The organism is Aquibium carbonis, from assembly GCF_003970795.1.
GTDB lineage: Bacteria > Pseudomonadota > Alphaproteobacteria > Rhizobiales > Rhizobiaceae > Aquibium > Aquibium carbonis.
This window is the reverse complement of record NZ_RWKW01000017.1, coordinates 1-25,802: the sequence shown is the minus strand read 5'-3', so window position 1 is coordinate 25,802 and position 25,802 is coordinate 1. Positions and strand designations below refer to the sequence as shown.

The 25,802-nt window shown below is 66.0% G+C and carries 25 protein-coding genes; 15 read left to right on the top strand and 10 right to left on the bottom strand.

What is annotated here, in order from left to right; genetic code table 11:
• Positions 1-13: 13 nt before the first annotated feature.
• Together EJC49_RS05495 and EJC49_RS05490 are read right to left on the bottom strand one after the other, a co-directional pair.
• Positions 14-1,618, bottom strand: a complete 1,605-nt coding sequence (locus EJC49_RS05495) for a class I SAM-dependent methyltransferase (RefSeq protein WP_126698465.1) — start codon at positions 1,616-1,618, stop codon at positions 14-16.
• Positions 1,619-1,697: 79 nt separating this feature from the next.
• Positions 1,698-2,558 (bottom strand): hypothetical protein, encoded by an 861-nt coding sequence (locus tag EJC49_RS05490; RefSeq protein WP_126698464.1) that lies wholly within the window; start codon positions 2,556-2,558, stop codon positions 1,698-1,700.
• A gap of 320 nt (positions 2,559-2,878) precedes the next feature.
• Between EJC49_RS05490 and EJC49_RS05485 the strand changes: the two genes are divergently transcribed.
• From EJC49_RS05485 to EJC49_RS05470, 4 genes are all read left to right on the top strand, one after another.
• Positions 2,879-4,654 (top strand): type I secretion system permease/ATPase, encoded by a 1,776-nt coding sequence (locus EJC49_RS05485; RefSeq protein WP_245453278.1) that lies wholly within the window; start codon positions 2,879-2,881, stop codon positions 4,652-4,654.
• Entirely contained in the window at positions 4,651-5,997 is a 1,347-nt protein-coding gene (locus EJC49_RS05480) for an HlyD family type I secretion periplasmic adaptor subunit (RefSeq protein WP_126698463.1), read from the top strand. The genes EJC49_RS05485 and EJC49_RS05480 overlap by 4 nt, the downstream gene beginning before the upstream one ends.
• 181 nt (positions 5,998-6,178) lie before the next feature.
• Positions 6,179-7,174 (top strand): Bug family tripartite tricarboxylate transporter substrate binding protein, encoded by a 996-nt coding sequence (locus EJC49_RS05475; RefSeq protein ID WP_126698462.1) that lies wholly within the window; start codon positions 6,179-6,181, stop codon positions 7,172-7,174.
• A 27-nt stretch (positions 7,175-7,201) separates the two neighbouring features.
• Complete coding sequence (locus EJC49_RS05470) at positions 7,202-9,136, top strand: tripartite tricarboxylate transporter permease (protein WP_126698461.1); 1,935 nt, start codon at positions 7,202-7,204, stop codon at positions 9,134-9,136.
• Here the strand turns inward: EJC49_RS05470 and EJC49_RS05465 are convergent.
• Entirely contained in the window at positions 9,125-10,597 is a 1,473-nt protein-coding gene (locus EJC49_RS05465; RefSeq protein WP_126698460.1) for a class I adenylate-forming enzyme family protein, read from the bottom strand. The two genes, EJC49_RS05470 and EJC49_RS05465, sit on opposite strands and share 12 nt — an antisense overlap.
• A gap of 453 nt (positions 10,598-11,050) precedes the next feature.
• Between EJC49_RS05465 and EJC49_RS05460 the strand changes: the two genes are divergently transcribed.
• Together EJC49_RS05460 and EJC49_RS05455 are read left to right on the top strand one after the other, a co-directional pair.
• A complete protein-coding gene (locus EJC49_RS05460; protein WP_126698459.1) occupies positions 11,051-12,325 on the top strand; it encodes a thioesterase domain-containing protein in 1,275 nt (424 codons plus the stop codon).
• A 254-nt stretch (positions 12,326-12,579) separates the two neighbouring features.
• Entirely contained in the window at positions 12,580-13,689 is a 1,110-nt protein-coding gene (locus tag EJC49_RS05455) for a polysaccharide pyruvyl transferase family protein (RefSeq protein ID WP_126698458.1), read from the top strand.
• Between the two features lie 2 nt (positions 13,690-13,691).
• On the opposite strand, the gene EJC49_RS05450 is transcribed toward EJC49_RS05455, so the two are convergent.
• From EJC49_RS05450 to EJC49_RS05435, 4 genes are read right to left on the bottom strand one after another with little or no spacing between them, the layout of a single operon-like run.
• Complete coding sequence (locus EJC49_RS05450; RefSeq protein ID WP_126698457.1) at positions 13,692-14,522, bottom strand: Stf0 family sulfotransferase; 831 nt, start codon at positions 14,520-14,522, stop codon at positions 13,692-13,694.
• Entirely contained in the window at positions 14,519-15,346 is an 828-nt protein-coding gene (locus tag EJC49_RS05445) for a glycosyltransferase family 2 protein (RefSeq protein ID WP_126698456.1), read from the bottom strand. Before EJC49_RS05445 ends, EJC49_RS05450 begins: the two co-directional genes overlap by 4 nt.
• The gene (locus EJC49_RS05440; RefSeq protein ID WP_126698455.1) at positions 15,339-16,166 is read right to left on the bottom strand and encodes an alpha/beta fold hydrolase; all 828 of its coding nucleotides are present in this window, start codon (positions 16,164-16,166) and stop codon (positions 15,339-15,341) included. The genes EJC49_RS05445 and EJC49_RS05440 overlap by 8 nt, the downstream gene beginning before the upstream one ends.
• A gap of 22 nt (positions 16,167-16,188) precedes the next feature.
• Complete coding sequence (locus EJC49_RS05435; protein ID WP_126698454.1) at positions 16,189-17,082, bottom strand: Lpg1974 family pore-forming outer membrane protein; 894 nt, start codon at positions 17,080-17,082, stop codon at positions 16,189-16,191.
• A gap of 246 nt (positions 17,083-17,328) precedes the next feature.
• Here EJC49_RS05435 and EJC49_RS05430 point away from each other — a divergent pair, with 246 nt between their 5' ends.
• From EJC49_RS05430 to EJC49_RS05410, 6 genes are all read left to right on the top strand, one after another.
• Positions 17,329-18,474 carry a cytochrome P450 gene (locus EJC49_RS05430; RefSeq protein ID WP_126698453.1) on the top strand — a complete coding sequence of 382 codons (1,146 nt, stop codon included), beginning with the start codon at positions 17,329-17,331 and terminating at the stop codon, positions 18,472-18,474.
• Positions 18,475-18,509: 35 nt separating this feature from the next.
• Positions 18,510-18,929, top strand: a complete 420-nt coding sequence (locus tag EJC49_RS05425; protein WP_126698452.1) for a hypothetical protein — start codon at positions 18,510-18,512, stop codon at positions 18,927-18,929.
• Positions 18,926-19,816 carry an alpha/beta hydrolase gene (locus EJC49_RS05420; RefSeq protein WP_126698451.1) on the top strand — a complete coding sequence of 297 codons (891 nt, stop codon included), beginning with the start codon at positions 18,926-18,928 and terminating at the stop codon, positions 19,814-19,816. The genes EJC49_RS05425 and EJC49_RS05420 overlap by 4 nt, the downstream gene beginning before the upstream one ends.
• Before the next feature lie 58 nt (positions 19,817-19,874).
• Positions 19,875-20,822 carry a 3-hydroxyacyl-CoA dehydrogenase gene (locus tag EJC49_RS05415; RefSeq protein WP_126698450.1) on the top strand — a complete coding sequence of 316 codons (948 nt, stop codon included), beginning with the start codon at positions 19,875-19,877 and terminating at the stop codon, positions 20,820-20,822.
• Between the two features lie 188 nt (positions 20,823-21,010).
• Positions 21,011-21,163 carry a hypothetical protein gene (locus EJC49_RS25575; RefSeq protein WP_170314625.1) on the top strand — a complete coding sequence of 51 codons (153 nt, stop codon included), beginning with the start codon at positions 21,011-21,013 and terminating at the stop codon, positions 21,161-21,163.
• Between the two features lie 108 nt (positions 21,164-21,271).
• Positions 21,272-22,114: an extensin-like domain-containing protein gene (locus EJC49_RS05410; protein WP_126698449.1), complete on the top strand. Its 843-nt coding sequence runs from the start codon at positions 21,272-21,274 to the stop codon at positions 22,112-22,114.
• Positions 22,115-22,186: 72 nt separating this feature from the next.
• On the opposite strand, the gene EJC49_RS05405 is transcribed toward EJC49_RS05410, so the two are convergent.
• From EJC49_RS05405 to EJC49_RS05400, 3 genes are all read right to left on the bottom strand, one after another.
• Complete coding sequence (locus EJC49_RS05405) at positions 22,187-23,221, bottom strand: aspartate-semialdehyde dehydrogenase (RefSeq protein WP_126698448.1); 1,035 nt, start codon at positions 23,219-23,221, stop codon at positions 22,187-22,189.
• 105 nt (positions 23,222-23,326) lie between these two features.
• Entirely contained in the window at positions 23,327-23,452 is a 126-nt protein-coding gene (locus EJC49_RS26190) for a hypothetical protein (RefSeq protein WP_280959999.1), read from the bottom strand.
• A gap of 52 nt (positions 23,453-23,504) precedes the next feature.
• A complete protein-coding gene (locus EJC49_RS05400) occupies positions 23,505-24,455 on the bottom strand; it encodes a phosphatase PAP2 family protein (RefSeq protein ID WP_126698447.1) in 951 nt (316 codons plus the stop codon).
• Positions 24,456-24,627: 172 nt separating this feature from the next.
• On the opposite strand from EJC49_RS05400, the gene EJC49_RS05395 reads away from it, so the two are divergent.
• From EJC49_RS05395 to EJC49_RS25570, 3 genes are all read left to right on the top strand, one after another.
• A complete protein-coding gene (locus tag EJC49_RS05395) occupies positions 24,628-25,017 on the top strand; it encodes a DUF6152 family protein (RefSeq protein WP_126698446.1) in 390 nt (129 codons plus the stop codon).
• Between the two features lie 39 nt (positions 25,018-25,056).
• Positions 25,057-25,536 (top strand): DUF6644 family protein, encoded by a 480-nt coding sequence (locus EJC49_RS05390; RefSeq protein ID WP_126698445.1) that lies wholly within the window; start codon positions 25,057-25,059, stop codon positions 25,534-25,536.
• 83 nt (positions 25,537-25,619) lie between these two features.
• Positions 25,620-25,796 carry a hypothetical protein gene (locus tag EJC49_RS25570; protein ID WP_170314624.1) on the top strand — a complete coding sequence of 59 codons (177 nt, stop codon included), beginning with the start codon at positions 25,620-25,622 and terminating at the stop codon, positions 25,794-25,796.
• Positions 25,797-25,802 lie beyond the last annotated feature (6 nt).

Sequence of the window (25,802 nt, the reverse complement as noted above, 5' to 3'; positions counted from 1 at the left end):
CAGAGGCTGGCGGTCAGTCGGCTGCGGCCGCCCCCGACATGGTTCCCAGCAACTGCCAGCGCGGAAGGCGATGGGCGCGGAATTCGCCGACGAACCGCGACAGCTCGCCAAGGCTGTCTTCGTCCTTGTCGACGGAAATGCCGTCACGGAGGAAATGCTGGCCGGCAGCGAGGACCTGGTCGAACGCGGCCTCCGCAACGGCCCGGTCGTCGGCCAGCGGCGTCGCGGCGATCAGCGGCGGCAGGATCCTCTCCGGGTACTTGGTGGTGAAACCCGTGCCCAGAACCGGCGACGCCAGATAGCGATGGGTGTCGCCTGCCTTGCTCAGTTCGAAGATCGCCTCGTTGAAGCGTTGCGACGGGCCGCGGTTAGCCTCGACGATGCCAGGTCGAGCGGGATGGAGCACGCCGTTATGAACCAGAAGCTCGATGACGGCCAGCATCCGCTCTTCCCGCTCACCGACCGAGCGGCCGGCTGAAACCAGTCCAGCCCCGCTGACGATGCGCCCATCGATGCAACGCCAGACCGCCTCGCTCAGATCGTGGCCCAGTCCGATCTCGCCCGCCGGGGCGCGGAGTTTTTCCGGAATCGCCTTGGTGTGGGGGTAGGCGGCATAATCCTGGGCCAGCAGGCGGTTGCGCTTGTCTTGGAGGTCGAGCCGCCGCGGCTGCCTCACATACACGTCGCGACGAAACGCCTGCCCGATCGCGATGTCCTTGATCAGTTCGCGCATGGCCTCGTCGGGTGCGCTCTTCATGATCGCCGCCAGTTTGGGCGGCGCACAGAATTCGAGCCGGTTTTCGGCAAGGCTGGCCGAGCCCGCATAATCCAGGCCGGCGGACGCCATGGCGGCGATGACGTCGGTGACGAACAGCGGCTGCCATGCGGCGCTCAGATATTCATGGGCGAGATAGCGTCGGTCCTTCTTCGCGAGATCGCGAACGCTGGACCGAGAGATGGCGCCGCGCCTCTCCACCTGGCCGGAGGGCTCCTCGGCCAGCATCCGCAGCACCTGCATGGCCTTGTCGAGGCGTGCGAGACTGTCGCCCTCGGCCCGTTTCGCCGCCTCGATCAGGAGCTTCTGGGTGGGGATGGCGCGGGTCCAGCCGGGATGGGTGTTGTAGCTGACATGCACGACGCCGCCGGGATGCAGGCGGGCGCGGATGAAGGCGCGAATGTCGTCGCGCACCGGCGGGGCGACCCAGGCATAGACACCGTGCAGCACGATGTAGTCGAACAGGCCGAGTTCGGCATCGGTTCCGGCCTCGTCGAACCCCGCCTCGATGAAGCGCACGTTGGCGATTGCGGCGCGGCCGGCCATGTCGGTGGCCTCGGCAATGTGCTCCGAATTGAAGTCGATGCCGACGAACTCGACGTCCGGGTTGGCGGCGGCCAGAAGCACGGTCTGGAACCCGCGCCCGCAACCGAGCTCGCAATAGCGGAGCCGTCGCTTCGCTCCCGACGGCGGCTCGATCCCAGTCGTCAGGCACACATGGTCGAGGAAGGTGGGCGCCAGTTCGCGATGGAAGCCGAGGGTGTAGGCGACGTCGCTGATGTAGCCGTCGGCAGAGTCGGCCGTCGAACCCGGCTGGCCGGTTCCCACATGTTCCAGGTCCATGCGTGAGGTTTCTCGCCGTGCCAGAAAATTCGATCCCCCGGCGCATCGGGGCGCCGGGGGCAATCGATCGGGCCTTGGATCAGGCGATCGGGAGATCCGCCGTGGAGTAGGTGTCGTCTACTTCCTGCTTCTCTACGATCCAGACGCTGGGCGGCGTGTCGACATCGTTCGGATCGTTGTCGAAATCGTACCAGATCTCCGTCGTCCCGCCCTTGATGGACACGCCGGCGAGGGTTGTCTGATCGAGATCGGGGTTGTCCGCGTAGATCAGCGCGAGAGCGTCGTTCACCCAGTCGTCGAGATCGTTGCTGACCTCGGTGTCGACGTCGAACTTGACCGTGTACCAGCCGTCCGGGTCGTTTGCGCCCTTCGAGCCGACAATGCCGCTGTCATCACCCGCATAGTACGGATCGGTTCCCGTCTCGAAGTAGAACGTCACGTGCGAGATGCTGGGGCTGTCCCACTCGGGGAAGTGATCGTCTGCCGGCGGGCTGACCTCATCGGGGGTGTACACTGGTTCCTTGTCGACCAGCTTGATGCTGTCGCCGCCGTTGACGCTGGTGGCGCGAACGCCGAGCGTGCCGCCATTCGCCACGTCGAAATCGCCCGTGATGCCGAAATCCGCCAGCGAGAAGGTTGCCGTCTCGCCCTCGGAGATGAAGCTGGACTTGTTCTCGCCTTCCTTCCCGAGGCCGGCGCTGGACAGCTTCGCCATGCCGTCCCAGTCGTCCGAGTCCGAGCCGTTCATGTTCAGGCTGTTGTCGGTCTTCGACAGTTTCACGCCCGAGCCGTCGTTTTCGCCGTCGTCCCACCAGAGCGCGTTCAGGTCGAACTTGCCCTCCAGCGAGTTGACGGTGAACGTACCTGCGTCGATGTCATAGACGATCGTGAAATGAAGGCCGGTGCCAGCCCCACCATATTCCCAAGTGTAAGTCGCCATTGTCGTAACCTCACTGTTTGAACTGCCGGGCATTCAGTTACGCCGAGCCCGGTTCGCGTGAAACGTTGCCAGCCCTTGCCCCGATCTGGCCGTTAACGCTCTGTTAACATTTCTATTCCCCTGTGGTTGAAGCGTCCATGCACCCTAAGTTGTTCTCCAGATATTCCCAAGCAGGGTTAATCCTCGGCCGGCCGTTGCAACTTGAGGGTGAAAATATTCAAACATGAATACAGCCTTGCGATAGCCACGATCTGCTGCCTTTTAAATAGAATGGATGTTAACCTGGCCGGGGTACTGTACGACCCGTTGCAGCGGGTATCATGCGGGGCACTGAAATGGCTTCCAGGCCGAAACAAAACGAGTTGCGCACGGTCTTCGAGGCCTGCCGCAGCTATTTCGTCACGGCGGGCGCGTTCAGTTTCGCGATCAACATCCTCTATCTGGCCGGCCCGCTCTACATGCTGCAGGTGTATGACCGGGTGATCGCCAGCGGCAGCACCACCACGCTCCTCATGCTGACGGTGGCGCTGCTGTTGGCCTATCTTGCCCTCGCCTCGCTCGACGTCGTGCGCGGCCGCATCCTGGCACGCGCGGGGCTGCGCCTCGACGCGCTGCTGGCCGAACGCGTGGTGGAGTCGACGCTGGCGCTCGGCATTCGCGACACCAGCCGAAGTCAGCCGCTGCGCGACTTCGACACGTTCCGCCAGTTCGTCTCCGGCCCGGGCATCCACGCCGTCTTCGACCTGCCCTGGGTGCCCGTCTACATCGGCGTCATCTTCATGCTCCATCCCGCGCTCGGCATCTTCGCGGGCGGCTGCGTGGTCGTCCTGATCATCATGGCCGTGATCAACGAGCTCCTGGTGCGGCGGCTGTCGTCCGAGGCCAGCGACGCGGCCACGCAGAGCTATCATTTCACCGAAACGAGCCTGCGCAACACCGAGGTGATCAGGGCGCTGGGCATGACCCGCGGCCTGTTGCGGCGCTGGAGCGACGATCGCAACCGCATGCTGCGCGCCCAGATCGCGGCCAGCGACCGCTCCGGCTTCATGTCCAGCATGATCAAGCTGTCGCGGCTCTCCATGCAGTCGCTGATGCTTGGAATCGGTGCGTTTCTCGCCATCCAGAGGCTGGCGACCGTCGGCGCGATGTTTGCCTCCTCCATCCTGCTCGGGCGTGCCCTGCAGCCGGTCGAGCAGATCGTCACCGGCTGGCGCTCGCTCCTGAGCGCAAGGAGCGCCTATCTGCGCGTCAGGAAGCTCCTGCTCGAGAATCCCCAGCGCGACGCGGGGCTGGTGCTGCCCCGTCCCAAGGGCCTCGTCACCGTGCAGAATCTCACCTATGTCGAGGGCTCGCTCCAGAAGCCGATCCTGCGCAACGTGACGTTCCGGTCGGAGGCGGGCGAGGCGCTTGGCGTGATCGGACCGTCGGGTGCCGGCAAGTCCACGCTGGCGCGCCTTCTCGTCGGCGTGCTCAAGCCGACCATGGGCGCGGTGCGTCTCGACGGCGCCGACATCTACGACTGGCAGAACCGCGATCTGGGCCAGTATCTCGGCTATCTCCCGCAGGACATCGAGCTGTTTTCCGACACGGTGGCCAACAACATCAAGCGTTTCGCGAAGGGCGCGGACGACGCGGTCGTACAGGCGGCCAAGCTTGCCGGGGTGCACGGGATGATCCTGCAGCTTCCGCAAGGTTACGACACGGTCATCGGCGAGGGCGGGCACGTCCTCTCGGGCGGCTACCGGCAGCGCATCGCCCTGGCGCGGGCCGTCTACGGCGATCCCAGCCTCGTCGTGCTGGACGAGCCCAGCTCCAATCTGGACAGCACGGGAGACGACGCCCTGGGCAACTGCGTGGCGGCTTTGAAGCAGCGCGGCGTATCGGTCATCATCATTTCGCACCGTCCGGCGACCCTTTCGGCAGTCGACAAACTGCTGGTTCTGCGCGACGGCGTCGTGGAATTGTTCGGCACGCGCGATGAAATCCTGCAGCGGATGATCAGACCATCGACCGTATCGGTACAGTCCGACAGAGGGGCCATAGCCCCCCCCAGGCGCAACCCCGACGAGAAGCGATCCGCAGGAGGAGCGGAATGACCATGAAAGCGATAGCCGCCACCCAGCCCCAGAAGGTCCGCAAGGGCGCCGACATGCCGGACGATTCAGCAAGCGGCGCGGTGCGCTTCGGCTGGCTGGTGGTGTTCGTCTTCTTCGGCGGCTTCGGCACCTGGGCGGCCACCGCCCCGCTCAACGGGGCGGTGATCGGCGAGGCCGTGGTCAAGGTCGACGGCAATCGCAAGAGCGTCCAGCACCTGGAAGGCGGGATCGTCAAGGAAATCCGCGTGCGGGAAGGCGATCGCGTCACCCAGGGCGACGTGGTCCTCGTCCTCGACGAGGGGGCGGCGCAGGCGGACCTCGAAGTCCTCGACCAGCAGAGGATCACGTTGCTCGCCGTCCAGGCCCGGCTCGAGGCGGAGATTTCGGGAGCCAATGAAATCGTCATCCCGGCCGCTCTGTTCGAGCGATGGGACGAGGACTCCGTTCGTGCCGCGATGGCGAGCCAGCAGGCCGAACTGGGTAGCCGCCGCGCGGCGCGCCAGGCGGAGCTGGCCACCCTCGAACGGCGGATCGCCCAGATGGAAGAACAGGTCAAAGGCGAGCGCGCCCAGGCCATCACGTTCGAGAGACAGCTCGACTCCGTGATCGCCGAGGAAGAAAGCCTCGCCGATCTGGTCAAGAAGGGGCTGGTCACCCGGCCCAGAATCCTCCAGCTGCAGCGGACGGCAGAGGGCTTGCGCGGACAGATGGAAGGCGCGCTTGCGTCGCTGGCGCAGACGCAGCAGGCCATCGAGGAAACCCGGACCCGCATCGATCAGCTGAACAAGGAAGCCTATGCCAATGCGGTGCAGTTGAAGTCCGAGGTGGAATCGAAGCTGTCGGACATCAGCCCCCGACTGCGCGCAACCACGGCGCGGCGGACCCGCACCGAGATAGTTTCGCCCTACAGCGGCACCGTGGTCGGGCTCAACGTCTTCTCCATCGGCGGTGTCATCGGCCCCGGCGAACGGCTTCTCGACGTGGTGCCGGATGAGACGTCCCTCGTCGTCGAGGCGAGAATCGCCGTCGAAGACATTTCCGAGATTCGCCCCGGTATGATCGCGGAGGTCCTCTTCCCCTCCTACAAGCAGCGCATCACGCCTCGTCTCAACGGCAGCGTCAAGGAAGTGTCGGCCGACCGCTTCGTCGACGAGCGCACCCAGGTGCCCTATTATCTGACGCTCGTGGAGGTCGATCCGGACGACCTGAGCGAAGCACCCCAGATCCAGCTCTATCCCGGCATGCCCGCCGCGGTGATGATCACGACGATCGAGCGGACCGCGCTGGACTATCTCGTCGGGCCGTTGGTGGAGTCCTTCCACTATTCGTTTCGCCAGAAGTGAGGCCGAGCAGCAGAAAGCCTGACCGCGGCTCTCTTCTGTGTCCACAGCCATCCCTTGCGCCGTCTTGCTTCCGAAATGGATGGCAGTCTACGGTGTGCCGACGATGACGACGCCGACCGCCGACCTCACGGTCTCTCGACTGCGGACGCGGGCGTCGGTCGAACGAGGCGGAGCGGGGAAGATGACGGCATTGTTTGGAAACCGCGCGCGCGCGGTTGCGGCTGCGGCCCTGGTCTGGCTGCTCCCGCTGCCGGTATCGGCGGCCGAAACCATCACGCTGAAGATCGGATATCCGGCTGGCGGCGGTTTCGATCTGTACGGGCGGCTCGCCGCCCGTCATCTGGGGCGGTTCCTCGAAGGCAATCCGTCGATCGTCGTGCAGAACGTGCCCGGTGGGGGAAGCCTGAAACTGACCGAGATGCTGCAGGACTCCGAACCCGGAGATGGCTCGGTCATCGGGACGGTCAGCCCCACCATGGCCACGGGGCCGCTTCTGGACCCGGCCCTGGATCAATTGCGGGTCTCGGAGTTCCGCTGGATCGGCGGGCTCCGGAACGAAGCATCCGTCTGTGTTACCGGAAAGAACAGCGGCATCGACACGGTGGACGAGTTCCGCACCGGCGAATTCCTGATCGGCGCGTCCGGCAAGGCCAGCACCACCTACCTGCATGCTGCGCTCGCAAAGACCTTGCTCGGCGCAAGATATACCATCGTCACCGGCTTCCAGGGCGTGAGCGACATCGACGCGGCGATCCAGCGCGGCGAGATCGCCGGCCGTTGCAGCGCCTCCTTCTCGTCGCTGCGGGCGTTGGGACTGATGGACGGCATCAACGTCATCGTGGCGGTCGTCTCGGACGACCATACCAATGCGCTGAACATTCCGATGCTATCCGATTTCGCCTCGTCGCCGCGTGATCGAGATGCCGCCGAGATCGTAACCGGGACGCTGCGGTTTCATCAGCCTCTCCTCCTTCCCTCGGCCGCATCGGCCGAGATCGTCGAAAAGTACCGAGCGGCATTCGAGAAGATGGTGGCGGACCCCGAATTCCTCGCGGATGCGGAGAGAATGAACACCGACATCTCGGCCACCAGTGGTGCGGACATCGACGAGATCGTGAAGACCTTCTACGCCAGCCCGCCGGAAACGGTCGCCAGGGCGCGCGAAATGATCGAGTAGCGCCGAGCATCGCGCGCGGGCATCGCAATGGACGTCATTCTCGCTGCCCTGGCCGAGATGATGGAGCCCTTGCGGCTCGTGATGCTGCTGGTCGGCGTCTGCACGGGGCTGGTCATCGGCGTCATCCCCGGACTGGGCGGGCTGTTCGGCATGGCCCTGCTGATCCCCTTGTCCTTTGGCCTCGATCCCTATTCGGCCATCGCCCTGCTCCTCGGCATGTCGGCGGTGACGACCACCTCCGATACCATTCCCGCCGTGCTCATCGGGGTGCCCGGTACGGTGGGGTCGATGGCGACGGTCGTCGACGGTCACGCGCTCGCCAGGCGCAACGAAGCCGGACGCGCCCTCGGCGCGGCCTATTCCGCTTCCCTGCTGGGCGGATTGTTCGGCGCGTTCGTGCTCGCGGTCAGTCTGCCATTGCTGAAACCGCTCCTCCTCATGCTGCGAACGCCGGATTTCCTGGCGATCACGCTGCTCGGCCTTTCGCTCGTCGCGCTGCTGGTCGGCCGCGACCCGCTCAAGGGGTTGGCCGCCGCGGGCATCGGCATCATCCTGTCCTTCGTCGGCGTCGACGACCAGACCGCCGCGCATCGCTGGACCTTCGGCCAGATCTACCTGTGGGAAGGCCTGCCGCTCGGTGCGGTGTTTCTCGGGCTTTTCGGAATTCCCGAAGTGGCCTCGATCCTGTCGAGGACCGCGATCGCCGAACGCGGGGCCGTGGCCGGCGGGGTGGGGGAGGGGATCAGGAACACGCTGCGCGAATGGCGCCTGGTCTTGCAGTGCAGCGGCATCGGCGCGCTTCTCGGGGCCCTGCCGGGCGTTGGCCTTTCGGTGGTCAGCTGGATCGCCTACGGCTTCGCCAGGCGCAAGCGCGGCGACGGCCCGGAGTTCGGGCAAGGCAACATTCGTGGCGTCATCGGGCCCGAGAGCGCCAACAACGCCAACGAGGGCGGCTCCCTCATCCCCACCATCGCGCTGGGCATCCCGGGTGGCGCCGGCACGGCCCTCCTGTTGGGGGCGCTGATCGTCCATGGCGTCGTGCCAGGCCCGCACATGCTGGAATCCAATGCACCGGTAACGGTCGCGATGATCTTCAGCCTGGCGGTGGCGAACGTCGTCGGCGCCGGCCTGTGCCTCGCCCTTTCCAATCCCCTCTCGCGGATCACTATGGTGGGTTCGCACATCATCGCCCCCATCGCACTGGTCTTCGTGATCCTGGGTGCCTTCCAGTCGTCCGCGAGCGTCAACGATCTCGTGGTCCTGGCCGGGTTCGGGGTCGTCGGCATGGTCATGAAGGCCCGGGACTGGCCGCGTCCGGCGCTTGCGCTCGGCTTCGTGCTGGGCGAACTGGTGGAGCGGAACTTCTTCCTGTCGTGGCAGATTTTCGGCTGGTCGACCTTCCTGCGGCCGAGCTTCCTTTTCGTGGCCATGTTGCTGGCGGTCCAGATCGGCTGGTATCTGGCTGGTCGGCGCAAGCGGGGGCCGTCTTCGGCGCCGTCGAAGGCGCGAGACATCTGGAGCCCCGCCTCTGTGTTCGCGATCGCGAGCTTCATCCTCCTGACGGGCATGTCGCTGCCCGCCGAGGCCGCCCTGTTCCCATCGATCACGGCGACCTTCCTGCTGGTCATCGCCGCGTCCATGGTCGTCCGGGGACTGTTGCCGGCCGGCAACACAGGCGTCGCGTACGATGGCGCCGGCCCGCCGGCCGATCCCCTGATCACGCCGACCCGCGCTGCCATGGTCATGGGAATACCGGTTTTCGTCGGCGGTCTCTTCCTGGTCGGTCCTCTTGCCACCAGCGGCCTGATCGTCGCCGGCATGATGCGCTGGGGAGGCGAAAGCCTCGTGCGCTCGGCAGCCACCGGTGCCGCGGTCGCCCTGATCGTCCACCTGGTCTTCGACCGGCTGATCTCCACGCCCTGGCCGCGAAGCCTGCTCGAAGCGGCGGGGTCAGCCTTCTGACAGCATGTCCGCGACCTTGGAGCGCTGCAGCTTTCCGCCGGCATTGTATGGCAGGCTGTCGACGATCCGGATGATGCGCGGGCGCCTTTCCGGGGCCAGGTTGCGGATGCAGAAGGCCCGGAACTCGTCTTCGTCTCCGTCTTTCGAAACGATCGCGGCGACGATCTCCTGCCCGTAGATCGGATCGTCGATCCCAGTCACAGCGACGTCGATGACCGCCGGGTGCTGGACGAGGACCGCTTCGATTTCCTGCGGCGCCACGTTGACGCCGCCGCGTATGATCATGTCGGCGCTGCGTCCCACGATCGTCAGGTAGCCTTCGTCGTCCAGGAAGCCGACATCGCCGGGGATGCCCCAGTCGTCGCCGCGCTGCTCGCCGCCACCGTAGGACCCACCCGCCGGTTCGATCGTCACGTCGCCGACATACGGGGTGGTGGCCTTGATCAGCCCGGCTTGACCGTTCGGCAGTCGCGCGCCGGTCAGCGCGTCGATGATCTCGATCGTGACGCCGCTGACCGCGCGTCCGGCGCTCTCAGGGCGTTTGAGGACGTCTTCGCCAGCCAGAATGGTCGCCGTTCCGGTCAGGTTGGACGAGTATGCCATCCGGTAGCCGGGGGTCAGGTTGTGGTAGGCGGCGATCTTGTCCTCGGGCAGCGCCGGGCCGCCCGTGCTGCGCAGCATCTTCAGATGCGGGAAGTAGGGTTCGGGTCGCACGCCGATCTCGCGGACCATCGTGGCGATGATGCTCGGCGGCAAGGCCGTTGCCGCAGCCCGGGTCGCCGACAGGGTCTCGATCAGTTCGCCGGCCGAAGCGAGGGGCGGCATGAAGCGGATCTGTCCACCCCGGATCAGGAAGCTCAGCACGCGGGCGCGGGTCGCCGAGATCGACAGGCTCATGGGCGCAAGAAACAGGCTGTTCGCCGACATCTTCGTGTTGATGCCATGCTGCAGCCGCCTCATGGTGACCTCGTGGCTCATCAGGTAGATTTTGGGCACGCCCGTCGTTCCTGACGAGAGCGCGCAGAGAGCGAAGGAGCCGGGGCTTGCGGGGCCGTTGGCGAAATCGGCCCACGGCGCGGGCTGGCGCCACGCATCGTCGAACAGGACAGTCGGATAATCGTCGGCCGACCGGGGCATGCGTCGGCTTTCGACCGAAAGCGTGGCGTTGATGGACTTGGCGACTGCCGATCGTTGGGGACCGGGCGTGCGAAAATCCATCAACACGACACAGGCGCCGACCATCCAGCCGCCGATCATGCCGGCCAAAAGGTCGACGTTCGACTGAAGGTACAGCGCCACGCGGCTGTCCTGACCGCAGCCGTGGGCTTCGAGCATTCGCGCAAAGCCGGCCGACCGGCGCAGCAGTTCGCCGGCGGTGAGATCGACCTCGCCGGAAATGACCGGCCGATCGAGATCGCCAGACAATGTTTCGATGACGGCTTTCGCGACTGCGCCTGGCAATGGATGCTCCGATCAATGAGGTCTGACCGACACGATACGAACCGGAAACCCATATCGTCGTGCCCTGGCAGAGGCAATCGGTCGACGAGGACAAGTTTTTCGAAGCCGGGATGGCTCGTCGTCAGGGCCAGTCAGAATAGAGCGAATATGTCGGCGGTCGCCGCGTCGGCATGGACATGGGTTTCCGGTTGGGAAATTGACGCGACCCATTCGGGCTCTCCACTCGTGAAAGATGTGTTTTGTACATGGCATGACCACCAAAACGTCACGGGACGGGTTGTTGCAGTCATGCGTGGCCGCTATCGTTCGAAGCGGGGGCAGGGGAAAGACGAACGATCGTCGACGTGTTTCCCCTGATGGGATTGAAACTTGGACCGGCAGGGGTGCCGCGTTTTCTTGTGCCAGGCTCAGGCAGGTTCGTCCGCCTCCGGGCGGTAGCGGGTGGGACGTCAGATGAACCGGGAATCGATGGAGCTGTCGGCTCCCTACGTGGCCGCATCCTCGGAAGCGGAAACGCGGATGCTCCATTGTTGGGCCGAGGTCTTCGATCTGGACCGCGTCGGGCTCGACGACGACTTCTTCGAACTCGGCGGCGACTCGCTCCTGGCCACGACGATGGTCACATCCGTGCATGCCGCCTTCGGCGTGAAGCTCCGCGAAAGCCAGCTGGCCGATCTCTGCACGCCGCGCAGGCTCCTGGCGAGCTTCGTCGCCTCGAACGCGGCCGGAGGCGCGAAGCTTCCCGCCAACGTCATCGCGGTCAATCCCGGCGGGAAGCGCGCACCCTTGTTCATGATCCATGGCGCGGCGGGCATCGTGTTCCTGCAGCCGCGTTTCCGCGCCGCTCTCGATCCCGAACAGCCGGTCTACCTCTTCCAGGCGCGGGGCTATGACGGGACGGCCGCTCCGCTTGGAAGCGTCGAGAAGATCGCCGCGGACTATCTCCGCTCCATCCTGGAAATCCAGCCGGGGCCACCGTGGAACCTGGTTGCCTATTGCGCTGGCGGCTGGATTGCCGTCGAGCTCGTCAAGCAGATGCAGCGCCAGGGGCTCGTGCCGCGAAGCGTCGTCCTCGTCGATACCAATCTTCCCTTGGGCATGCGCAAGGACTACAGCCTGAAGCGGCCCCGGATCGGAACGCTGCGGCTGCCCATGCTTCCGGATTCTGCCGTGGGCCTCATCAATGCGGGGCGCGCCCTCACGCGTCGGATCAGGTTTTTCGTCAGCACCGGCAGTTTCCGGCACGTCGATGGTTCAGCGGCGCTCGACGATCCAGCCGTCCACCGCCATCTGGTCTCGCGGATGCGCCGTCGCAACGAAAAGCGCGCCGCCTCGAAGCTGAAGGCCTTGGACGCTTCGCCGGAGCAGGGATCGCCGGGCATGGACGCCGCTTCGATGGCCGATGTCTACGCGAGCGAGGCTGCGGCGGTCACGTCCGCGAGCCTCAAGCTCGCCTATCGATCCTATGCGCCGAGCCCGTCCGACTATCCGTTCACCTTCATCTCCAGCCTCGCGCGATCGGCGCCGTTCGATGATCCGGACTACCCGATCAACCGTCTGCTGCCCAACCGGCGGGTGGTCATGTCGGGCGAAACCCACGGCGATGCCGTTTCCTCCCCCGAAACGGCGATCCTCATCCAGAAGATCGTCCATGAAGGGACCGTTGCCGGGTCGGACCCGTCGACGCGACCTTCTGCCATGATCGAAGGCCAACCCGTGGCCGGCTGACGGTTCCGGCCTCGCCCGCGAACTTGCCGGCACGAAGCCGCCTCGCGTTGCGCCCCACGGCCCCGCCGCCAAGCGCCATCGATACCGCTTGTCTGCGGCGCGCGGGGAAGGCAGCATGCGCTTGGCGGGCGCCTCCTTCGAGGATGGCTCGCCCGTGCGGGAACTCGGCGTCACATGCAACGACTGACATCAGAATGGGGACGCGGGCTCCGTCGGCCGACCGCCCGGACAAGCATCGCTGCGGGAGACGCGCCATGAGGATCGCCGTCGTCTCGGCCTTTCCCTTCCTGGCCAATCCCGGCATGATCACCGTCGACCGGGCGCTGGTCGACGTCCTCCAGGACGCCGGCGTCGCGTGCGACATCGACTTCTTCTGCCTGGAGAAGGCCTTCACGCTCGACCTCGGTTACATCTCGATCGACTACAATCGCCTCGACCGCGCCGACCGGCTCGACGGCTACGACCGAATCCTGTTCTGGGGCGACTTCCTGCACTGGAAGAACTACATTCTTTGCGATGTCGTGCCACGAATGACCAGAAGCGGCGCGGCAAGCGCCCCCTCGGCGGTGCTCGATGCCTGGTACGAGCGGATCATGCTGGAGGGTCGGGTCGATCTCCAGCGCAAGTCGATCATCTTCGGCTCCACGGTCTATGCGCTCACCGGCACCGATCTCGTCGATGCCCGCTACACGGCCGCGCTCTCGGCGCTCTACGCGAATGCACGGCTGGTTCGGCTGCGAGACGTCCTGTCGGCAGGCTTTGCCGCGCAGCTCGTCGGCGACGGTCGCGACTATCTGGGGTGCGACTGCGCCTTCTTCCTCAAGACGCGCGAGGCGGCGGGCGAGCAGCGCCACGAGCAGTCGGGGCGCGTCGTCCACGCCTTCGGCCGCTCGGGCTCGACGATGCTCTACAAGGGGTTCACCGAACTGCTCGCGGGAATGGCCGGGCGAAGCACCCATGATCTGGGCTGGCTTGACCGGACGCAGCCGCTGGAGATCGACCAGAAGATTCTCGACATTCGCAGCGCCGCATTCGTGGTGACCGACATCTATCATGTCGCGGTGACGGCGCTGCGCGAGGGTGTTCCGCTGCTCTGCCTTGCGCGCGGCACGGCGGCCACCGAAACGACGCTCGCCGACAAGAAGAAGGAAATCCTGATGAGCCAGCATTTCGCGCGCCGCAATCTGGTGCACCAGGAGATCATCCATCTCACCTCGTCCAGCGACAAGACCGTGAAGGACCTGGCCCGGCAATGCCTCGAGACGGTGGGGGACACGAATCACCAGGCGGTCGTGACCGCGCGGCTGCGGCGCCATGTCGACCGGCAGAAGGCCAGCCTGCACGCCGCCGTGTTCGGCGAATAGCCCTACGGCCGCGGGGCCGCCGCTCCTGGTTCGTAGGCAGCCCGGCGTTCGGCTGCGAAACGCTCCAGCACGTCGCCATAGGTCGTGATGATGTCCTGCTTGAGCGCGCGGTCCACCGGATAGGCGTTTCCCCGTTCCTGCCCGATCAGGTCCGAGAGGACCGCCTCGTTGACGGGGCGGCCGATCCGCTCGGCGATCGATTCGACGACCCCGCGCGGATCGGTCACGAGCGCTTCGGTCGACACCTCGAGCGGCCGGATGCCCTGCTCCGCAAACGCCATCATCCAGAACCGCTCGCTGTTGATCACCAGCCTGCAGGCACGTTCGACGGACTCGCGATCGAGGCGAAGGTCGAGAATGCGGACACTCGTTTTCGCGTCGGAGAAGGACCACCGGTTGGTGTTCGCCGCCGCGACGAGACTGGCCACCTGCGCGGCAAAGCCGTCGCGGTGTAGATGGATGAAATGGTTCTCCACCGTCGCGTCGAAGCCATAGGGATGCACCTGGTTGAAGAACCGCGTCTGGGCGGCCATCAGCTTCGCGGCAAAGAAGCCCCCGGCGGCGCGACGGCGCAGGAGTTCCTGTCCATAGGCGACGCGCGCGGCTTCGTCGGTCCGCAGATCGCCGGCGACACCCCACCGCGCGGCCAGTATCCTGGCGACATGCGGGCTGTAGTACTCGTTGGGGATGCCCCAGCCTTGCCCCACCATGTAGCGGCAAAGCGTGAAACTGGCCGTGCGCGGCGTGGTGCACAGATAGATGGCCTTCCGCGCCGGTCCCTCATCCCTGTCGAAATGCGGCGAGACCAGCTGGTGTATGTCGAGACGCGTCAACTCAGGTCGACCTTCACCGTGAAGCGCAGCGAGCGCTCGAAGGAACAGTTGGCGATGAACGGCGGCGATTCGATCTTGGGCAGCGGGATTTCGATGAAGGCGCCGTCGCTGAAGACGTCCTTCGAGCGGAACAGGTCGTCGACGCGTTTCCACAGTTCCCGGCGGAAGCGAATGTCGATGTCGGCCTTCATCTCGAAGCGCATGAGCAGGCTCTTGATCTCGCGGTAGAGCTTACCCTTGGCGAAGGAGAGCTTCCGCCCGACCCCGTAATTGGCGACGCGTTCGTCGTTTGAGTGCTCGATCACCCGGGCAATGCCCGCCTGCGGCAGGACATGGCGCTGGTATCCCATCAGATGGAGCCGATGATAGAGATCGACGTCCTCGCCGCAGTAGCCCTGCATCACCTCGTCATAGCCCGCCACCTCGTCGAACGCGGTCCGGTCGATGACGCAGGTTCCGCGCACGTCGTTGCGGAAATCGAACTCCGCGTAGCGCCCGGCGGGAATCTGCGCCACCATGTCGACGAATTCGGGCGCAAGCACGATGTCGGCATCGACGAAGACGAGCTTCGCGCCGCGGGCGCGGGCGGCGCCGGCGTTGCGTGCCTGCGACGCGTTGAAGAGCGGGCGCTCGTCGATCTCCACGACTTCGACCGCGGGAAAATTCGCCCGGACATGATGGCGCGTGCCGTCCGGGCAATCGAAGTCGACCACCACGACCTCGCAGCCGTCGAACGCCGCCAGTTGCGGCAACGTCTGCTTCAGGTGCTCGAGCCGACCCTTGCAGGTCGTGACGAACGAGATTTCCGGCGTTTTGTCAGACATGGTCGAGCCAGCGCTTGATGGATTCCGAAACCGCCGCGGTCTGGGAAAAATGGACGAAATGGCCTCCCTCGACGGCCGCGACCGAGACCCGGTCTCCACCAAGGGCCCTCGACCGCTCGAAGGTGTCGGCCATCATGTAAGGGTCGGTCGCGCCGTAGACCAGCAGGAATGGCGTTCGCCCGGCCGGCAGTCCATCCAGTCGCGCATCACGCGCGTTTGGGTAGTTCCGGGCATAATAGCTGGCCATGGCGAAGGCGGACGACCGCTCCAGCGCAGCGACGAGCCGTGCCCGGTGGGACGGATCCTCGCACCACTGCGCCAGCTGCATCCGGTCGAAACCGGTGCGTCCGCCGTCGGCGGCGATCGCGCGCGCATAGGCCGATGCCTGCCATTGCCCGTCGTCCTGCATGCCGGCCAGCAAGGCGGACGGATGCGGCGCACTGATCGAGACGTAGCCGCGATACCCGGCGGCGCCCTGCATCCAGAGCCACCACGCGACGGCGCCGCCCCAGTCATGGCCGACGAAGATCATGTCGCGGTGGCCGAGCGCCCTGGCCAATGCGGCCGCGTCGCTGGCCACGGCGACGATGCCGTAGGCCCCGGGCTCGTCGGGCTGTCCGGCCGCGTTGTATCCGCGCAGATCGAGAAACACGCTCGTACCGGTCGGGTTGATCCGCTCGGCAAGGGGCATCAGGCTTTCCCAGAAGTCCGGGAAGCCATGCAGGAAAACGAAAACAGGACCACCGTCGCCGATGGTCCTGTAGGCTACCGTCGTGCCGCGGTTCTGGAAACGATGTTCCCGTCGATCCGAAGCCACCATCGATTCCGGGCGAAAGGTGCCGCTAGAACTTCAGCTTGAGGCCGACGAAGGGACCATGGATGAGGATGTCGTCTTCCCCGAAGTTCTCGGACGTCACGTTCCAAAGCTGCTGGCCGCGATAGCCGATGATCACCTCGGTCCCCTCATTGGGTTTGTAGGACACGCCGGCCGATGCCGTGATCTCCGCCAGCCAGTCGTTCTCGCTGGCGCTGCCGCCAAACTGGTAGGGGCCGTACTGCTCATCCTCGTAGCTCGCCTGGTATTCGAAGCTGAGGCTGGTCTTGCGGCGGCCATAGATGGCCGAGCCGGAGACCGCGCCGACCACGCCCCAGGTGCCGCCATAGCGGGCATCCACGCCGACACGCGGGCCGACACCGAGAAACTCCGTCGTGCCGACCTTGCTTGTGGCGTAGGAGTTGTCGGCGTCGAAAGCCGAGAAGGAGAGCCCCTGTTCCTGCTTCAGATGCATGCCTCGAACGCCGGCAAAGAAACGAGCCTCGAAATTGTCCTGCTTCGTCCGGCGCCCGATGTCGAAGTCGAGCGTCTGCATGCCGAAACCGGTGTTCAGTCCGGCAGACCCGACGCCGCCGTTGAAGGAGTCGCTGTAGCTGACGTCGTTGTCGAGGAACTGCGTCACGGTGCCCGTGATGCGCCAATCATAGGGCGAGGTCGCATCGAACGCCCGGCCGACCGAGATCGAACCATAGCCGCCGATGTCGTTGTCGAAGGACAGCGGGCCGCCGCCCACCTTGCCGATCGCCTTCGAATAGTCGGACAGGGTCAACCCGCCCTCGGTCATGATTTCCAGAGAAGGATAGCTGCTTTCCGCAGAAGCAACGGCCGGCCCGGCCACCACGGCCGCACCCGCGGCAACCAGCTTGATCGTTCTTCCAGACATGCCGTCGCGACGTTCCATGATTCTCTTCCCGCATCAGAGATTTGTGGTCAGACCATGCGCGCCGTCCGAAGAGGACACAAGTCCCGTGCGCGTCGGGCGAGGATGGGCCGATGAAAATTTTCGGGGCGTGGCGGAAGTGCAACAGCCGCGGAACAAGCGTGCGGCTTCATATTGCCTGGCCCTCGATTCCTGCGCTAATCGATGCCCGCCGACGTCGGCCATCGCTTCCTTCGCGATGGCCGCTCACGGTGAGCCGGGGCCTGGATGCGTATCACCGAACAACTGATTCTCCGGCTCTATGCAGAGGCCGAGCGGCAGAGCCGCGCCGGGGAAGCAGATGGCGACATCGTCGCCGACGACGCGATCGTCGCCGAAATCGTTCGCAGCGAGATCTTCCGCAAGGATTATGGACTGATCAGCGACTTCACGCTCAGCCGCTTCAACACGGATGGCGAGGACTGGCACGCGAGGCGTGGCCTCTCGCAGCCCTATTTCGGCGGCGTGAAGGCTGCCGCTTTCTCCGACGAGATGAGCAAGGCCGCGGCCGGCGCCTTTCATCGCGACGTCGACTTCGGCGGCAAGGGCCTGCGGGGCCATGTCATTTCCTATGCCGCGGGCAATCTTTTCCGGATGTTCGGCTGCGATGCCGTTCCCGAGGGCTTCGTCGACTGGGTCGAGCGGATTCGGGTCTTCGTCCAGGAACTGCAGCTCCTCACGCTGGCGGGAGCGCCGGGCGCGGACGTGATCGCCTCGCGGAAGGATCCGTTGCTCGACGAACTCGGCGCCATCCTTCCGGCCGGCTTCCCGATGGTCTCCGCCGGGATCGAGCGCCTCGGGGACGAGCGCAAGACCCTCGAGGAACTCGCCATGCTGCTCTTCGGAGGCGTCGAATCGACGGCCTCGACCATCCTCTGGTGCATGGAACTGCTGGGACGCGGGGCTCAGTACCAGGCCATACTGCGCCAGCAGGATCGGGCTGAACGGCGCGAACTGGTCGGCGTCTTCATCAACGAGATCATGCGGCGCTTCCCGGCGGTTCCGCTGCTGGTCCGCACGCCCGAAGCCGACGTGACCATCGGTCGGCGGCGCTTTTCGAAGGGGCGCCCGGTCATGATCTCGATCATCGGCGTCCATCACGATGCGCGCAACTGGGACGACCCGTTCCTGTTCGACTATCGCCGGCGGGAGTTCCGGGAGAAGACCTACAGGCACGGCGCCTTCATCCCCTTCAGCCATGGCCCGCGCACCTGTGCGGGCGCCCGGCTGGCGGCGGACGAGATTCGCGAGGCCGTGCTTCACCTGACCGAGAATTTCCAGATCGAACAGCCGATCGCGCGGCTTGCATTCGACTACGGCTTGACGCTCAATCCAGCCACCTGGGAAAGCATCCGGTTCAGGCCGCTGCACTGACGACACAGGGTTCCGTTGACGGATTGGAGATCGGTTTGGCCGACATCGTAGACAACACAGCGTTCGAGCGTCCGGTCCTGTTCACCTCGACCATGGACCTGCTGGCCGCGACGCCGCCCTTCAAGGACTTCGAGCTCGAGCGCATCGTTCGCAGCGTTCAGTTCCAGATCGACCAGAATACCTGCCTCTTCGCCATCGAGCGCGAGCGACTGGCCGGCTACATGGGCTGGATCCTGACGTCGCGCCAGATCGTGGAAGACTGGAAGACCTCCGAAGGCATCCTGCGGCCGGCGGTCGAGGCCGAGGCGATCGTCGTGACCATCATCGCGGTCCATTCGCCGAGCCTGATCCTGCCTCTGATCCGCAAGGCGAAGACGCGGTCGAACGGACTGCCGGTCTACTGGAAGCGGATGAGCCCGGACGGGCGCTCCGAGGTCATAAGGTCCGTCCCGTGATCAGCAAGACCCAGCACGACATCGCCATCCGTTTCGGCTCCCTCGTCGGCACGATGAGGGTTCGGGTGTGGTCGCCGTCCGGCGATGCGCCGGTGCTGTTCTGCCTGCCGGGCTTCATCGGTCACATCGGCAGCGAGTACGGCTTCATCGCCGAACATCTGGCCCGCAACGGCTACCGTGTCGTCGTGCCCGATCTGATCGGCCGTGGCGAGAGCACGTATTTCGGCCAGAAGGAGGTCTATTCGCCGCGCAACATGATGTATGCGCTGCACGCCGTGTTCAGCGCGTTCCCCGGCCGGCCCCGGTTCCTGCTCGGCACGTCATGGGGCGGCATCATGGCGATTATGTATGTCCAGGCCTTCCGGGAAAAATTCGATGGCCTGATCCTGAATGACATCCCGGCCACCAGCAGCGGCGCCAACCTGGAGTTCCGCGACCACCTGATCGAGATGTGCAACGCCGAGTTCGACAGCCTGGACGAGGCCGGGCGCTGGGGACATGCCCTGCTCGACAGGACGCTCGGTCCCCTTCCGGCCAGCCTGGATGCCGCGTTCTTCGGCGACAATTACGTCCGCCAAGAGGGGTCGCGCTATCGTTTCAAGATCGATCCGGTCATCGCCGACGTGATTCGCGACAATTCCGGCGCCCGCTTCGATCTCACCGACAACATCCTCGGCATGAACGGCCCCGTGGCCATGCTCTACGGCGTCGACAGCTGGCATCGCGATCCGGCGACGATCGAGATGCTGCGCAACAGCGGGCGCGACATCACGGTCTTCGACAGCCTCGCCGGCAAGCATCCGCCGCTTCTGGCCACCCGCGACCAGCACATGATCGTGCAGGGCTTTCTCGACTACGCCACGAACAGGGCCAAGGTCGCTCCATAGCGGGTCGACAACGGGGCTGCCGCCGCGCTACCTCGGGCATGCTACGGGGAGGATTTTCATGGCAAGAATTGCGATCATCGGCAGCGGCTTCATCGGGCGCGCCTGGGCGATCAGTTTCGCGCGGGCAGGCAACGAGGTGGCGATGTGGGACCAGGTCGCTGCGGCGACCGAGGGTGCGCTCGGCTTCATCGAGGGCGTGCTCGGCGATCTGCAGGGCAACGACCTGTTGCGCGGGCAGTCGCCCGAAGCGGTTCTTTCGCGGATATCCGTCACGTCCGACATCGGCCAGGCGCTGGCCGGCGCGGACCATGTCCAGGAGAACACGCCTGAAAAGCGCGACGTCAAGCGCGAGGTCTTCTCGTTGATCGACGGACTGGCTCCACCGGACGCGGTGATCGCGAGTTCCACGTCCGCGCTGCTGCCGTCGAGCTTCACCGAGCATCTCGCCGGGCGCCATCGCTGCCTCGTCGTGCATCCGCTCAACCCGCCCTATCTCATCCCGGCGGCCGAGGTGGTGCCATCGCCCTGGACTTCGGCCGAGACTGTCGAGCGCACGCGGGCGCTGCTCGTGGCTGCCGGTCACGCCCCTTTGGTGATGAAGCGCGAACTCGACGGCTTCATCATGAACCGGCTGCAGGGCGCGTTGCTCGAGGAGGCGTTCCGGCTGGTTGGCGACGGCTATGCGAGCATCGAGGACGTCGACATCGGCATCCGCGACGGGCTCGCCCTGCGCTGGTCGTTCATGGGACCGTTCGAGACGATCGACCTCAACGCGCCGGCCGGCGTGCGCGACTATGTCGAGCGCTACCAGGGCATCTACGAGACCATGTTTCACCAGATGCAGCGGCGGGTGGACTGGGCCGGCCCCGTGCTGGAGACGGTCGAGGCCGATCGCCGCGCGAAACTCCCGGCCGACCGCCTGGCGGAGCGCCAGGTCTGGCGCGATCGCCGGCTGATGGCGCTGGCGGCCCACAAGCGCCGGTCCGACGACGACATCGGCACCTGAGCGCGTCGGCGCCTTCGGCCCGACCACCTCTCCCTCGCGCGTCTGATCCGGCTTGAGTTCCCGCGCGCCGGATTTCGGGCCTCGTCGGCCCGTCGGCAAGTTTTGCGCGGTCCCGACAAGCAATGGTTAATCCGGTTTCGCTACCGTCATCGCAGGAATGACGGGGAGCCACCAGAGGAGGCCGTCGCATGACCAAGAACATCGGCTGGGAACCGGAGCGGCCGGCTGCGCCCGCCAACAGGCCGCTGAAGGGGTTCGGGCGGCGCATCGTCGACCTGTCGCTGCCGCTCCTGCTCGTCGTCGCGGCCTACTGGCTCGGCAGCGCGTTCTTCGATTTCTGAGGCTTCACGCGCCCGGCCGGTCGATCGGCGTTGCAGGCGCCGTCGCGGGAGCCAATCCGGTCCCTGCGCGTTGCCTTCTCACATCCGATCGAGGGGGGGGCGCCGATCATGCGGTTTTCCAAGGGTCTCTTCCTGCTGCCCGCACTTCTCCTCGTGATGGCGGCCGTCGACCTCCCGGACGAGGCGCCGCTGCCGACCGACGATCCGCGACCGGCCGAGGCGCGCTCGCCAGCCGAACCGGACGCCGGTCCCGCCGCGCCGGCCAGCCCGGACGAGACCACGCCGCCGGACGACGAGGCCGAAGCCGATCAGGCAAAGGATGACGAGGCCGTTCCCGACGCAGCCGAGAAAAAGCCCGACCCGATCGCCGATGCGCCGCCGCCCGAACCCTTGTCGGACGCCGAGCTCGCGGCCTGCGAAGCCGAACTCACCCGCCTCGGCGCGGTGTTCATGCGGCTGGACCCGATCGAGGGGGAGGGCGGCTGCGGGGTGCCGCAGCCCTACGACCTGCCGGAACCGGCGCCCGGCGTCACGCTGGAGCCGGACACGCAGGTGACCTGCCCGGTCGCGCTGGCCACGGCGCGCTGGGTGCGCGACGTGGCGCAGCCGGCCGCACGCGCGCTCGGCGAAGGCGTTGCGCTCACGGGTCTCGCGCACGCCTCGACCTATGTCTGCCGGGGTCGCAACGGCCAGCCGGGTGCCAGAATATCGGAACACGCAACGGGCGGCGCCATCGACATCAGCCGCTTCCTGTTCGACGGCCACGAGCCGCTGACGATCGTCCCGCGCAAGGGCCAGGGCAACATCGAGGAAGCCTTCCAGCGCACGGTGCAGGCGGGCGCCTGCCTGCACTTCACCACCGTGCTCGGTCCGGGATCGGACGCCTTCCACGACGATCACCTGCACCTGGACGTCGCCGCGCGCCGCAGCGGCTTTCGGCTCTGCCAGTGAGCAGGCGGCGTTCCGCCTGCCCCGCCTCGGGCGTCGATGTCGAGGGTGGAGTCCGGCCCTGCCAGCAGCCGGTCAGGCCGCCTTCTTCTTCGGCTGGATCAGGCCGCGCGCCACCAGCAGTTCGGCGATCTGGATGGCGTTCAGGGCCGCGCCCTTGCGCAGATTGTCGGAGACGATCCAGAGCGACAGGCCGTTCTCGACCGTGATGTCCTCGCGAATGCGCGAGATGAAGGTCGCATCCTCGCCGGCCGATTCGACCGGCGTGATGTAGCCGCCGTCCTCGTGCTTGTCGATCACCTGGCAGCCCGGCGCCTCGCGCAGGATCTCGCGTGCCTCATCGGCCGAGATCGGCTTCTCGAACTCGATGTTGACGGCTTCCGAGTGCCCGATGAAGACCGGCACGCGCACGCAGGTCGCGGTGAGCTTGATCTTCGGGTCGAGCATCTTCTTCGTCTCGGCCATCATCTTCCACTCTTCCTTGGTGTAGCCGTCTTCCATGAAGACGTCGATGTGGGGGATGACGTTGAAGGCGATGCGCTTGGTGAACTTCTTGCTCTCGACCGGATCGGCCACATAGACCGCGCGGGTCTGCGTGAAGAGCTCGTCCATGCCGTCCTTGCCGGCGCCCGACACCGACTGGTAGGTCGACACGACGATGCGCGTGATGGTGGCTGCGTCATGCAGCGGCTTCAGCGCCACCAGCAGCTGCGCGGTCGAGCAGTTCGGGTTGGCGATGATGTTCTTCTTGGTGAAGCCGGTGATGGCGTCCGGGTTCACCTCCGGCACGATCAGCGGCACGTCCTGGTCGTAGCGCCAGGCGCTGGAGTTGTCGATCACGACGCAGCCCTGCCGGCCGATCTTCGGCGAGTATTCCTTGGAGACGTTGCCGCCGGCCGACATCAGGCAGATGTCGGTGTCGGAGAAGTCGTAGTTCGCGAGGTCCTTCACCTTCAGCGTCCTGTCGCCATAGGACACTTCCGTGCCCATCGAGCGGCGCGACGCCAGCGCCACGACCTCGTCCGCCGGAAAGCCGCGCTCCTCGAGAATGTTGAGCATCTCGCGCCCGACATTGCCGGTCGCGCCGGCCACTGCGATCTTGAAACCCATCTTGGAAACTCCTGTCCTCGCCTCTCGCCTGGATTGGTGAACCCGCCGGCCTTGGCGGATTTTCCCCGGGCCGGACCCGGGAGAGGGGCGAGCAGGCCGAGGTGGTCAGACCGTGGTGGTCGTCGTTTTGGCCGCGGTTTTGGTGGGGGAGACGAGCGCGCGCATGCGGCCGAAGCCGGCAAGGAAGCCGGTCGGGCCGAAGGAAAGAAACGCCATGGTCAGGCCGCGCATGTCATGCTCCGCAAACGTGCTGCTCATAGCCACAACCGTGCCGCAAAGTCAATCAGAGCCCGTCGAAACGCTTTCCCGACAGGCGGTGCGCCTGCGCCTCCGTCCGGTGGACGAACCGCCTGAACCTCCGGTGCGCGTCGAGCGGCAGCAGGTGGAACGATCGGCGTCTTTGCGGCAAGCGTCCCTCCGGCAGCAGGAAGACCAGCCCGGCCTTGCCGAAGCGGATCGCCACCCAATAGGCGAACCAGCCGCCGATCAGGAGGCCCGCGACCACGTCGCTCGGGTGGTGGGCGCCGACCACCGAGCGCGAGAACCCGAACCAGAGCGCGGCGATGATGGCGGCCAGCCGCAGGCGCGGAAACAGGATCGCGATGCAGAAGCATACCGCGCCAACCGTGGTCGCATGGCCCGACGGGAAGCTCAGATGCGCGGCATCGAACGAAAAGGGGTCGAAATGGAAGGCGCCCAGCTCACCGGCCAGCCTCGGCCGGGCGCGGCCGAACAGCTGCTTCAGCAGCGTCACCAGCAGGCCCGATCCGGCGATCGAGATGAAGGCGTACCAGGCCGCGGCCGTCCCGTTGAACAGGTGCAGCCGCGAGCGCCGCGCGAAGGCCGACCAGTCGACGGTCGCGGTCCAGATCAGGAAGATCGCGAGGGGGATCAGGTAGGGCCCCGAAAGTCCGAAATCGGTGATCGTCTGGCCGAGCCCGTGGACGGGGCTCCGCCATGCACGCGGCACGGCCGCAAAAACGGGATCGAAATAGGCGGCCGCGAAGGCCACCAGGGCGATCGTCACCACCGCGAAACGACGCCACGGCTCATGGCGGTCGCGCAATGCGGGCCGTGCCTCCAGCCGGCGGCGGGCAAAACGGAAGGCCGCCGACGTGTTGAAGGCGAGGAGCTTCAGACGCGGCGCGGCGGCATCCCTGGTTCGGTTCGCCAGCAAGACAGCCGATCGCCCCAGCCGCTCGGCCTGCGCCGTCACCGTTTCGCGTGAAATCATGTCCGAACGCTCCCTGTCGCCCTTCGCGCGGGTCGCGTCCGATCTAGCGATGCGCCCTTCAAGATGCAAACGCGCCGGGCCAGGCCAGCGCCGTCATCAACCCGGCGTGATTTGACCCGCCGGCAAGACGACCCATCTGCAGGGGGAAACCTCTCTTCGGGAAGGAACGGCAATGATCGACATCTCATCCTGGCGGCTGCGTGGCCTTGCGGCCGGTTTCGTCCTCGCCACGCTGGCGCCGGTGGCCGCGCTTGCACATCACGGCTGGTCGTGGACACAGGACGGCTTCTTCCAGCTCGAGGGCGTGATCGCCGACATCTACATCGGCAATCCGCACGCCACGATCGACGTCGACGTCGAGGGCGACATCTGGCGCGTCGAGCTGGCGCCGCCGTCGCGCACCATCGCCGCCGGATTTGCGGAGGGTGTCGCCAGCGTGGGCGACGAGGTCACCGCCATCGGCAACCGCTCGCAGGACGAGGGCGAGAACCGCATGAAGGCGGTGCGTCTCATCGTCAACGGCCAGACCTACGACGTCTACCCCTACCGCGCCCCGTCCTGAGCGCGACGGGGGGGAGGCGGGACGAAGGCCTTGGATGCGATGCCGCTCCTCGACGTGCTGCGGGCCATCGAAGGCTTGCCGCCGGCGGTCGCGTTGCGCACGTCCTTCGTCGCCTATCCGATGGTCAACGCTCTGCACATCCTGTCGATCGGCATGCTGGTCGCCGCGGTCATGCTGATGGACCTGCGGGTGCTCGGTCGGCTTTCGCGGCTCGACGGACGCGCCTTCGTCGCCACGATGAGGCCGGTTGCGGGCTTCGCCTTTTTCGGCGCGGTCCTGACCGGTGTCGCGTTGTTTTCGATCCGTGCCAGCGAATACGCGTTCAATCCGGCGTTTCAGGTCAAGCTCGCGCTCATCGCGCTGGCCGGTGTCAATCTGGCGCTGTTCCTGCGCGCCCCCCGTCACTCTGGCCTTGCCGGCCAGGACGGCTTCTCGGCCGCCGAACGTCTCTCGGCGGTCGCATCGCTGGTCCTGTGGCCGGCCGCCCTCGTCGCCGGCCGCTTCATCGGCTTTCTGTAAGCCGGCGGCCGGAGGTCGGTTGACAGGACCCGTCCTGCGCCGGATTTTCCTCCTCGGGGCGGCAGGCCTTGAAAGGACGGACGGTGCAGGGGGAAGTTCTCTATTTCGACGCCGAGCGGGGCATCGGCTTTGCCAATGGCGACGACGGCAACCGCTATCATTTCGACCGCTCGGACCTGCCCGGCGGCTATGCGCCGCGCAAGGGGGCGCGCGATTGGCCGACGAGGTGGCCTTGTCCTTCGGGGCGGCGAGGAAAATGAGCGTGA